This window comes from Candidatus Polarisedimenticolaceae bacterium, from assembly GCA_036376135.1.
Taxonomy (GTDB): domain Bacteria; phylum Acidobacteriota; class Polarisedimenticolia; order Polarisedimenticolales; family DASRJG01; genus DASVAW01.
This window is the reverse complement of the sequence record DASVAW010000063.1, coordinates 17,682-27,686: the sequence shown is the minus strand read 5'-3', so window position 1 is coordinate 27,686 and position 10,005 is coordinate 17,682. Positions and strand designations below refer to the sequence as shown.

At 70.0% G+C, this 10,005-nt stretch carries 7 protein-coding genes; 5 read left to right on the top strand and 2 right to left on the bottom strand.

Annotated features, from left to right (window positions below; translation table 11 throughout):
- Positions 1-43: 43 nt before the first annotated feature.
- The gene (locus tag VF139_06125) at positions 44-508 is read left to right on the top strand and encodes a hypothetical protein (GenBank protein ID HEX6850965.1); all 465 of its coding nucleotides are present in this window, start codon (positions 44-46) and stop codon (positions 506-508) included.
- A 239-nt stretch (positions 509-747) separates the two neighbouring features.
- On the opposite strand, the gene VF139_06120 is transcribed toward VF139_06125, so the two are convergent.
- Complete coding sequence (locus VF139_06120; protein HEX6850964.1) at positions 748-2,415, bottom strand: hypothetical protein; 1,668 nt, start codon at positions 2,413-2,415, stop codon at positions 748-750.
- 142 nt (positions 2,416-2,557) lie between these two features.
- Between VF139_06120 and VF139_06115 the strand changes: the two genes are divergently transcribed.
- Together VF139_06115 and VF139_06110 are read left to right on the top strand one after the other, a co-directional pair.
- Positions 2,558-3,004, top strand: coding sequence for a hypothetical protein (locus VF139_06115; protein ID HEX6850963.1), 447 nt, complete (start codon positions 2,558-2,560; stop codon positions 3,002-3,004).
- Positions 3,005-3,166: 162 nt separating this feature from the next.
- Positions 3,167-5,929: a hypothetical protein gene (locus VF139_06110; protein ID HEX6850962.1), complete on the top strand. Its 2,763-nt coding sequence runs from the start codon at positions 3,167-3,169 to the stop codon at positions 5,927-5,929.
- A 90-nt stretch (positions 5,930-6,019) separates the two neighbouring features.
- Here VF139_06110 and VF139_06105 read toward each other — a convergent pair whose 3' ends face one another.
- Positions 6,020-6,763: a hypothetical protein gene (locus tag VF139_06105; protein ID HEX6850961.1), complete on the bottom strand. Its 744-nt coding sequence runs from the start codon at positions 6,761-6,763 to the stop codon at positions 6,020-6,022.
- A 194-nt stretch (positions 6,764-6,957) separates the two neighbouring features.
- Between VF139_06105 and VF139_06100 the strand changes: the two genes are divergently transcribed.
- Together VF139_06100 and VF139_06095 are read left to right on the top strand one after the other, a co-directional pair.
- On the top strand, positions 6,958-8,448 hold the full coding sequence (locus tag VF139_06100) for an FAD-binding oxidoreductase (protein ID HEX6850960.1): 1,491 nt from the start codon (positions 6,958-6,960) through the stop codon (positions 8,446-8,448).
- Positions 8,449-8,816: 368 nt separating this feature from the next.
- Positions 8,817-9,968 carry a helix-turn-helix transcriptional regulator gene (locus VF139_06095; protein ID HEX6850959.1) on the top strand — a complete coding sequence of 384 codons (1,152 nt, stop codon included), beginning with the start codon at positions 8,817-8,819 and terminating at the stop codon, positions 9,966-9,968.
- The last annotated feature ends 37 nt before the right edge of the window (positions 9,969-10,005 follow it).

Genomic DNA, 10,005 nt, shown 5'->3' with positions numbered 1-10,005 from the left:
TGGCGCCGCTCCAGGAGAGTGAACCCCCGATCGGAGGTGCCGCTTGATCCGCAGGCTCGCCGCCGTGCTCCTGCTCGCCGTCGTCTCCTTCGTCCCGCTCGCGGCGGAGGAATCGCCGTGGTTCGTCGCGCTCGCCTCCGTCCCCGTTCCGCCGATCCCGAAGAGCGACACGCAGCGCCTGCTCGACGCGGGCGAGATCGAGACCGACGGTTTCGCGCAGATGACCTTCAGCTTCGGCGGAGAGTTCAAGGACAGCGTCCCCAACGGGGGGCGCCTCGGCGCGTTGCTGGTCCCCGACGACCCGCGGATCCTCCACCTCCTCCGCAACGAGGGTCAGATCGTGTTCGCGGTCGAGGTCAAGTTCGCCGTCGGGCCGAACCAGAACGCGATCTTCGTCTCCGAGCAGCAGACGCAACGGGTCGCCTTCCCGCGCTACCGCGTCTTCTTCTACAACGAGACGAACTCCACCGCCGTCGTGGCCTTCGCGGTCTACCGGTCGAGGTGCTGAAGGTCGCGATCGGCCGAGGACGCCTCCCCGGGAGCGTGGGGGGTTGCGAGCGCGCAACCCACTTCGATCGATGCGGGATTCCGTCGCCGGAGCAATCGACGTAGGTTCCGCGGCACCCCAGCCCTCGTCACGCTCGTGCAGGCATCCCCCGAGACGCGGCGCCGGCGGGTCGGCTCCGGACCCTCGTCGGGTCGCTGCCTCATCCCCTCGAGCGGCCGGCGAGAGGTCCGGGGCCTGCTTCACCGCGCGCGGAGAGGAAGGTCGCGCGCGAAGACGACCGAGGCGGCGTCCTCGCAGGTCAGGCGCCACGCGGGATCGGACGCGAGGACGCGTGTCGTCGCATCGGACTTCGCGACGATCACCCGATCGATCCCATACGCGTCGAGGAGCGCGGGGCAGGCGGAGGTGTGGCAGCGCTGGTACTCGAAGAAGATGGGTTGCCCCCAGCAGCGTCCGTCGACGAACGTCCGGACGTCGGCCTTCCAGATCAGCCAGCCCCCCCACGAAAGGCGGTTGAAGACCCGCGGGGCTCCCGGCGCGAGCGCGGAGAGGCAGGTCGTGGGGTAACGACCGGCCTCCACGTAATCGTCGGGAACCCGACCGACCCGCGGCGCAACCCACGCGACCGACGCGGCGACCGCGACGACCGGGGCAAGGACCGCCACCGTCGCCCGGCTGCGGCCGTGGCGCCCGGGCCAGCCGCGCGCGCGTCCCCCGCGGATCGAGACGAGCGCGGAGGCGGCGAGCACGCCGGCCACGAGGACGGCATTCCGCCGCAGCCGCGCGTCGACGCGCGCCTCCACGGTGTCGATGGTCGTCGACGACGGGTGGCCTTCACCCAATCCTTCGGAAAGCGGCGATCGGAGCCCGAGGAGCAGGCTCGCGCCGAGGAGCGCGCCGAGGACGACGATCCGCGGGCGGCGAAGCCCGCTCCCGCCGATCTGCAGGAGAACGCCGGGTACGGCGACCAGCGCGAAATACTCCTCGAACCGCACCGCGGTCGTCGACAGGATCGCGGCGCCCAGGATCGGGACCAGGCTCGCCGGCGCGGTGCGCCGGAATCGAAGGACGATCAGCGCCGCGAGGGTGGCGAGCACGAGTGCGAGGAAGGCGGAGCCCGGAGGCGCCCACTCGTCGAGGAGCGCGCGATAGGCCGTGTTCCCGGCGATCGCGACCTGCTGGCTGTAGACCTTCCAGCCGTAGGGGTTGACGAGCGTCGCGGCGACGGCAACCCCCGTCCACGCGGCCAGCCGCGTCGGCACGCCCGTCTCACCCGTCCACTTCGGCCAGTCCGACAGGATCCGCTCCGCGTACAGCGCCGCCACGGTCCCGACGAGGATGCACGCCCCGAAGAGGAACCCGGGGTGCACGGAAGCCCAGACCAGGAAGAGGACCGGCAGCGCCGCGAATCCGCGGCCGGTTCGGCGGATGCGTTCGAGGATCGCCACGAGCGAAAGCGTCCCGAGGATCGAGAAGAGCGACGGGCGGAGCTCCCACCAGCCGAACGAGAGGGCGATCCCGACGGCGAGGGATGGAAGGAACGCCGAGGGACCTCGCCCGAGCCGCAGCCACTCCCGGATGAGAAGGAAGACGAGCGTGTAGAGGCCGATCCGAAGGAGGACGAGCCCGAGATTGCCGCCGGCCCGGAATGCCCCGTACAGCACGAGCTGGGACAACCACTCGTTGTCGATCCAGCTTCCCATGAAACCGGTGAACGAGAACGGGTCGCCTTGCGGCACCGACCCGGTGCGCACCATGAGCCTGCCGGCGGCGAGATGCCACCAGAGGTCGTTGTTCCGCAGCGGGAAGATCGCGAGGAACGGCACCGCGAGGAGGAGGACGTCGGCGAAGCCGAGGCGTCCGGCCCGGCGCCGGGAGCGTGCGTTCGTGACGGGCCGGTCGCTCACGTGGCGCGGACTATATAACCGTGTCCGAAAGGTCCGCGGGGAGGGACGTCGGGATCGTGGCCGTCCGGCGAGCGTATGATTCCGGCGGCACCCCGGTGCGAGGGTGCGGCGCAACGATCCACGTTTTCCGGAGGGAACCGCGATGCGAACGACCTTGGGGATGCTGGGAGTGGCCTTGGCGACGGTTGCGATCGTCGCGGGAAGCGCGCCCGCGCTCGCCCAGACGCGGGTCGACTGCGAGATGACGTTCAACCTGAAGGGCTGGTCGGCCGTCTACAAGACCGCGAAGGGCTCCGGCACGATCCGGTGCGACAACGGCCAGAGCTTCGCGGTCCGGATCAAGGTGACCGGCGGGGGCATCACCTTCGGCAAGACCGAGATCTCCAACGGCAAGGGGAAGTTCTCGGAGGTCACCGACGTGAACGAGCTCTTCGGCGCGTACGGATCCGCCGAAGCCGAGGCGGGCGCGGTGAAGTCCAGTTCCGCCCAGGTCCTCACGAAGGGGACCGTGCAGCTCGCGCTCGCGGGCACCGGGGAGGGATGGAGCCTCGGCGTCTCCGGCGCGAAGTTCGAGATCAAGCGGCAGTAGAAACGCCCGGGGCCGCAGCACCTCCTTCGAGCGTAAAGCCTCCCGCGCCCGCGGGACCGTGGCGGGGTGTGTCGATTCCTACGTAGGAGCCCATTGCCGGCCCAACGCCGCGCCGCGAGCGCGGGCGGAATCGTTCAACCCTCGATCGCTCCTGGAGGAACCATGAGATTCGGATTCGTCTGTTCCCTTGTCCTTGCGTCGCTCGTGGGCGTCGACGCCGCGGCGGACTCCCAGTCCTACTATCCACCCGACGTCGTCGGACAGGTCAACGGCCTGACCGCGCGCGCCGACGCGCTCGGCTGGCACATCGGAGACTCCCCCGATCCCTCGATGTGTTACCACTACCAGGGAGTCGTCCGCTCGGAAGGCCCCGGCACCCCTTATCTCTTCGTCAGCAAGAGCGGCAACTTCCCCGGACCGATCTGCCTGACGTGGTGCGGCAACATCCCGTGCACCGAGGTCGGCGACGGCCCCGGAACGATCCAGATCGTGCGGATGGGTTCGCGCGGAACGGACGGCGAACGGCTGCGCTCCAACCGCATCGTGCGCAACAAGGAGACGGAGGACAGCGTTCCCCCCTCCGAGGACGTCGTCGTCCGGACGATCACGCTCGACGGCACGAACGGCTGGCCGAGCTACGGCCATCCGGGGGGCATGCAGATGCTCGGCGACGTCCTCGCGGTGGCGATCGAGAAGCCCTACACCGCCGAGGATGCCGACGCCAACCTCAACCGGATCCTGTTCCTCGACGTTCGCGATCCGGAGGATCCGAGACTGCTCTCCAGCGTGCCGATCCAGGCCAGTGAGACGTTCTCGGCGGGGGTGGTCGCGATCACCCGGCAGCCGAACGGCATCTACCTCATGATCGTGACCGGTCAGGCGGGCGAGGCGATCAAGGTCTACGAGTCGAACCCGAACCGCGAAGACGGCACGACCGATCTGCGCGACCCGGGGCTCAGCTTCGCCCACAAGGTGACCTGGCATCCGACCGACGCCAACATCGTCCCGCACTGCATCGATCTTCCGCCGACCGACGCCTACCCGGAGGGCTACGTCTGGAGCTGGCCCGCGGGAGGCACCCTCGACTACGCACACCAGAACCTGAGCTTCATCCGCGAGGGAGGCCCGGACGGGCCCCTCTTCCTGCTCGCCACCCGCAACGACAACGCCCTCCCCGGAATCTTCGGGGACGACATGATCGACCTCTACCGCGTGAGCTGGGACGGCCAGACGTTCGGCCTGGGATGCGAGACGCAAAAACACGTCGACGCGGTCGCGGCCTCGGACGGGGCGCTGGTCTTCGAGACCAAGATCGCCGACTTCGGCGCGGCCGCCGGAACGTACATCAGCCCGACCGGCGAGCTCATCGTCTACGCGGTGGAGCACGACAACGATGGGCCCGGCGGCACGGTCAAGACGGCCGAGTTCCGCCTGCGGGACATGGTGCATTCCTTCAGTCCCACCTACGATCCGACCGTCGTCTCCGGTGGCCCCTATTCGGTTCCCGAGGGCTCGGCGGCGACCCTGACCGCGGTGGCCTCCCCGCCGCGCACCAAGGCCTGGGTTCAGCTCTACGCCGATCGCAACTACAGCCGGGACGACCGTTACCTGGTGCTCGACTACCCCGACTGGACCCTCGACAACGTCGACGACTTCAAGCAGCTGGACGAGGCGAAGAACAACCCCTTCGCCGACGGCTTCTCCGACCAGGTGTCCTCGGTCCGCTGGTTCGCGCCGGTGGGCTGCACCATCCGGCTCAACGACGACGACTACATGGACGACAGCTTCCCCGGCACGCACGTCAAGACCCTGACGGGCACGGGCGAGCTCCAGCTGCTCCGGAACCTCGACGACGTCCTGGATGACGACGGCGGGGAGGACATGGACGACGTCATCACCTCGGCGCAGTTCTTCCCCGACTGCGACGCGTATTACGACCCTGCGACCCTCGAAGTCGCGTGGGACATGAACGGGGACGCCACCTACGAGGTCGCCGGCGCGTCGGTTCCCTACTCGGCCGCGGGTCTCGACGGGCCGACCTCGGCGTCGCTGGGCGTGCGCGTCCACCAACCCTCCGACGACCGGAACGGCTACGACGCCACCGTGCTGACGGTCACGAACGTCCCCCCCGTCTTCACGAGCAACGCCGTCACCGACGCGGCCGGTCGTGTCTTCGGCACCGACATCGACTTCGTCCTCATCGGGGTTCCCGTGAAGCTCTCCGCCACCTTCGTCGATCCCGGCGTCCCCGACACCCAGTCGGCGCACATCGATTGGGGGGACGGGCAGGTGTCCCAGCACGCGGATTTCGACGCGTTCGCGCAGGCGACCGGGGGCGTCACCGGCCGGGTCGGCGACCGGCACGCGTACTTCACCCCGGGTTACTTCGCGGCCGCGCTCAACCTCTTCGACGACGACGGCGGCCTGTCGACGTGGGGCGCCACGATCCGCGTCCTCGACGCCCGCGCCGCGATTCTCGACGTCGTCGAGGAGCTGGACGTCCTGATCGCGAACGCCTCGGGGGCGGCTCGGAGGGACCTCCTCGACGCGCGCAACGCCCTGCTCGGAAGCCCGGACGGCTCGTCGAGAGGCGGCGCGATCGACAAGCTCGACGCGGGCGACCGCGAGGCGGCGGTCGTGAAGCTCGGCGACGCGATCGACGAGCTCGCGTCGGCGGAGCTCGCGTCCGGCCTGAATCACGACGGCCTCCAGGCGACGCTCGCCCTGGCGGCCTACTCGGTCGCGGCGCAGGCTCAGGCCGACGCGATCGCCGCCAACACCCCGCCGACCTCCGGTGAGGCGAAGCAACTCGCCACGATCCAGCAGGACATCGATCTCGGATCGGAGCTGCTCGCCGCGGGGAGCTACGCCGCCGCCGTGGACGAGTTCCACGACGCGGTGCGCCGCGCGGTGTCGCTTCTCTGATCCGATGGGCACGCCGAGGGCGCGGGGGATCCTCTCGGATCCGCCGCACCCTCGGCGCGACCCTGTCGGTTGCGTCCGAGGCCCGTACGGCTACCGCGAAAGCCACCTCAGCAGCTCTTCCATGAAGACGGCGCTGTCCTTGCCCCAATAGGTCGTCCGTGTCGGGTCGTTGGGAACGCCGGTGAGCCTCTTGCCCTCGGGCACGCCCAGGAACAAGGACGCCATCCCCTCGCCGAGCACCACGATGCGTGCTCCGTTGTCGAGGCGCCGGTACGCCCCGAAGGGCCTCGCGGGCTTGCCGTCCTTGTCGAGCTGGAAAGCGAACGGCGTCCCTCCCTCGACGGCGCGGCCGCCGCTGAACGGCAACTCTCGGTCCGCCGGGTGGATCTCCCCGGCCTTGGCGATGCCGCCGCAGTTGTGCAGGTACTCCGTGTCGGGAGTCAGCCGGATGCCGAACGGCTCGATCAGGCGGTTGACGCCGGTACCCTCCAGCGACTGTCGCCGCTCCTCGTCCAGCACCAGCAGCAAGGATCCCCCGCCCTTCACGAACGCGACGACGGCCTGCGTCTCCGCGGCGGAGAAGGCCTTCGACGGCGCCCGGAGATAGAGGATCCGCGCATCGGCGAGCGTGCCCGACTCGAGCGGCCGGCTGGTGGTTCGAATCTCGATGCCGAGTTTCCCCGCGACGGCTTCCATCGGCCCCGGGGGCGGCGATTCGCCATGGGCGAGGTCGAAGAGGAGCCGGACGGGGTTCCCGACCGCGGCGGCGGCGCCGTGGGGAATCGGGCCGAAGCAGGAAACGACCGCGGCGATGAGCACCGTCGACGTCTTCATCGAACCCTCCCGCGCGTGGGGTGGCGATCCTCCACCGCGCCGGCGCCCGGCGCCGGCGTTTTGCCGCGTGACGGCGCCGTTCTGCCGCGGGCCGATCCGGACGTCGCGGAATCCCGCTCGCCTCCGGAGCGGCAGGCGTATGCTGCGCCGGTTCGGACCGGCGACAACGCCGAATCACGGTTGAGGGGGGATCCATGGACAGGCGCGATTTCTTCCTTTCGTCGCTCGCGGCGGCGGTGGGGGCCTCGCTCCCCTACGGCCGCCTCCTGGCTGCCTTGCAGCCGATCGCCACGGATCTCCAGGCGGTGACCGGCGCCGGCACGGCCACCGTGCTCGAGAAATCCGCCGTGCAAGCGCTCCGGGACAGCCTTCGCGGCGCGCTGATCCTGCCGGGCGAGCCCGGTTACGACGAGGCGCGGCGCGTGCTCAACGCCTCCATCGACAAGCACCCCGCGCTCGTCGTTCAGCCCACGGGCTGCGCGGACGTGAGGAGCGCCGTGACCTTCGCGCGCGAGCACGACCTGCTGCTCGCCGTGAAGTGCGGCGGCCACAGCTACGCCGGCAAGTCCACCTGCGAAGGCGGCATGCAGATCGACCTCTCACGCTTCCGCGGCGTGCGCGTCGATCCGCTCGCGCGGACGGCCTACGTCGCGGGCGGCAGCCTCCTCGGCGAGCTCGATCACGAGGCGATGGCGCTCGGGCTCGTGACGACCGCAGGCACCGTGTCGCACACCGGCGTGGGCGGGCTGACGCTCGGGGCCGGTTTCGGGCGACTGGCGCGGCGTTTCGGGTTGGCGCTCGACAACGTCACGGGCGCGGAGGTGGTCACCGCGGACGGCAAGCTGCTGCGCGTCAGCGCGAAGGAGAACCCCGATCTCTTCTGGGCGATCCGCGGCGGCGGCGGCAACTTCGGCGTCGTGACCGGCTTCGAGTTCGGGCTGCATCCCATGGAGCGCCTGGTCGTCGGCGGCGACCTCGTGTTCCCGATCGTCCGCGCGCGCGAGCTGCTGGCGGCCTACGCCGAGCTCAGCCTCGCGGCGCCGGAGGAGCTCTACCTGGACGCCGCGATCAGCGCCCCGCCCGGCGGCAAGGAGGGCGCGTTCGTGTTCCACGCCTGCTGGTCCGGACGCGCGGCCGACGCCGAGAAGGCGCTCGCGCCGCTTCGCAAGCTCGGCACGCCGCTCAAGGACACGGTCAAGCCCGTCGACTACGTCGCGCTCCAGCGCAGCTGGGACCGGACCGATCCTCGCAACGACGGCGAGTACCTCAAATCCGGGTTCATCAACGACTTCCCCGGCGCGCTCGTGGATGCGATCGCGGGCGGCTTCACGCCCCATGCCGACCGTGCCACGACGGTGTTCTTCCAGCACTCGGGCGGCGCCATCGGCAGGGTCGCCCCGGACGCGACCGCGTTCCCGCACCGCAAATCCCGGGCGAACATGTTCGCGGTCGTCTCGTGGCCGATGGAGCGGGACGGCGCGCCGCACGTCGCCTACGTCAAGGAGTACTGGAGCAGGCTCGAGCCGTTCACCGACGGCTACTACACGAACGAGGTGGCCGACGAGCCGCAGCGCTACGTGGACGCCAACTACCAGGGGAACCTCCCCCGACTGCGGGCGCTGAAGAAGAAGTACGACCCGACGAACCTCTTCAGGTTGAACGCGAACGTGAGGCCGGCGGGGTAGCGCCGCGCGCGGGTGTCCCGAGCTCGCTCCGGACGAACCCGTGGGCGTTCGCTTCCGCCATGCACTCCTCGGCGGTCCGATGCGCGCGGGACGACGTTCCGAGCTCCAAGCCGGCGCGGCTCAAGCGGCGCCAGCGATAGCCCTCGTCGTCGCGATAGAACTCCCAGATGTCGACCACGTCGACCCCGCTCCGTCGGTTCGTTCTCCGTGCGTCGGTCGCCAACCGCCGACCTTCCGCCGGTCGTCTCGAGAAGTCGCCCCCGGGGGCATCGATCACACTTCCTTGCCGTGAATAGAACGTCGAAACCGTGTTGCTGTCAAGCAACATTTGTTGACGACGTGCAGCAACTGGTCGTACTGTCCTAAGCGTGCCGAGCCGACCGATCGCTGCGTCGCCAGCCGTCGCGAACCTGCTGAAACGTCGCCGGGAGTCGCTGGGCTTGACCCTCCGGGCCGTCGCGGGCCTCGCCGCGGAGTCCGGCAAGCCCATTCCCTACAGCACCTTGGCGCGGATCGAGCAGGGAATCCTCGACCCTGGGGTCAAGCGGCTCCAGCAACTCCTCCGCCTCTACCACGTCCCGCTCCAGGCGGCCGGCGATCTGCTCGACCTCGAGGACATGGCGGGCGAGGCGCCCTCGGAAACGGACCCGGCGGCGCTTTACCGCATCGCCACCGACGCCTGGCGGCGCGGCGCCATCGGCGAATCGCTGGCCGCATTCATCGCCTTCCGGGCGCGCTGCGAAGGGGGCAGCGAAGCGTTGCGCCAGAAGGCGACCGTCGCCTTCGCCGTCACGGCCAGCTCGCTCGGGAAGCACCGTCTGTCGAAACATCTGCTCGACGACCTGCTGTCGGGAGAAGTCGAACACGACCTGCTCGTGCCGGCGCTGCTCCAGGCCGCGATCGCCTGGCACTGGCTCGGAGGGCTCGAGGCGGCCCTCGCGTTTCTGGGACGCGCCGAGTTCCACCTGGCCCCGGATGCGCACCAGCAGCGGGGCTGGGTGTTCCACGAGCGCGCGGGGATCCTGCTCGTCCGGCGCGAACTGGCGGCGGCCTCGGCATCGATCGACCGCGCGCTCGCGGCGTTCCGGCGCGCGAAGGACGAACCCGGATACGGGCGCGCCCTCGGCACCCGCGTGGGCATCTGCTTCGCGAAGGGCGACGCGGCCCTCGCGCTCCGCACGGCTCAGGCCGCCCGATTCCACGCCTTGCGCCACGACCTGCAGCGGATCGCCACCCACCGCAAGATCGACGAAGCCCGCGCTCACGCCCTGCTCGGGGATCACGCCCGCTCGATCCGCACCCTCGAGAAGGCGCTCGCGGAGTCCATCGAGCGCGACGACCGCGTCGCCCGCTTCTACGTGCACTACTACCTGTGGGACATCCTCAGCAGATCCGGAGACCCGGAACGGGCGAGACTGGAGTTCGAGTCGGCCGCGTATCACGTCGGCTTCACCGACGCCGTCACACCGGAGTCCCAGCGCGTGCGGGAACTGCTCGCCCAATCGGGGCGATCGAAGTAGCGGTCGGCTCCGGCAAATCGCCGGGTCCGGCACGGCA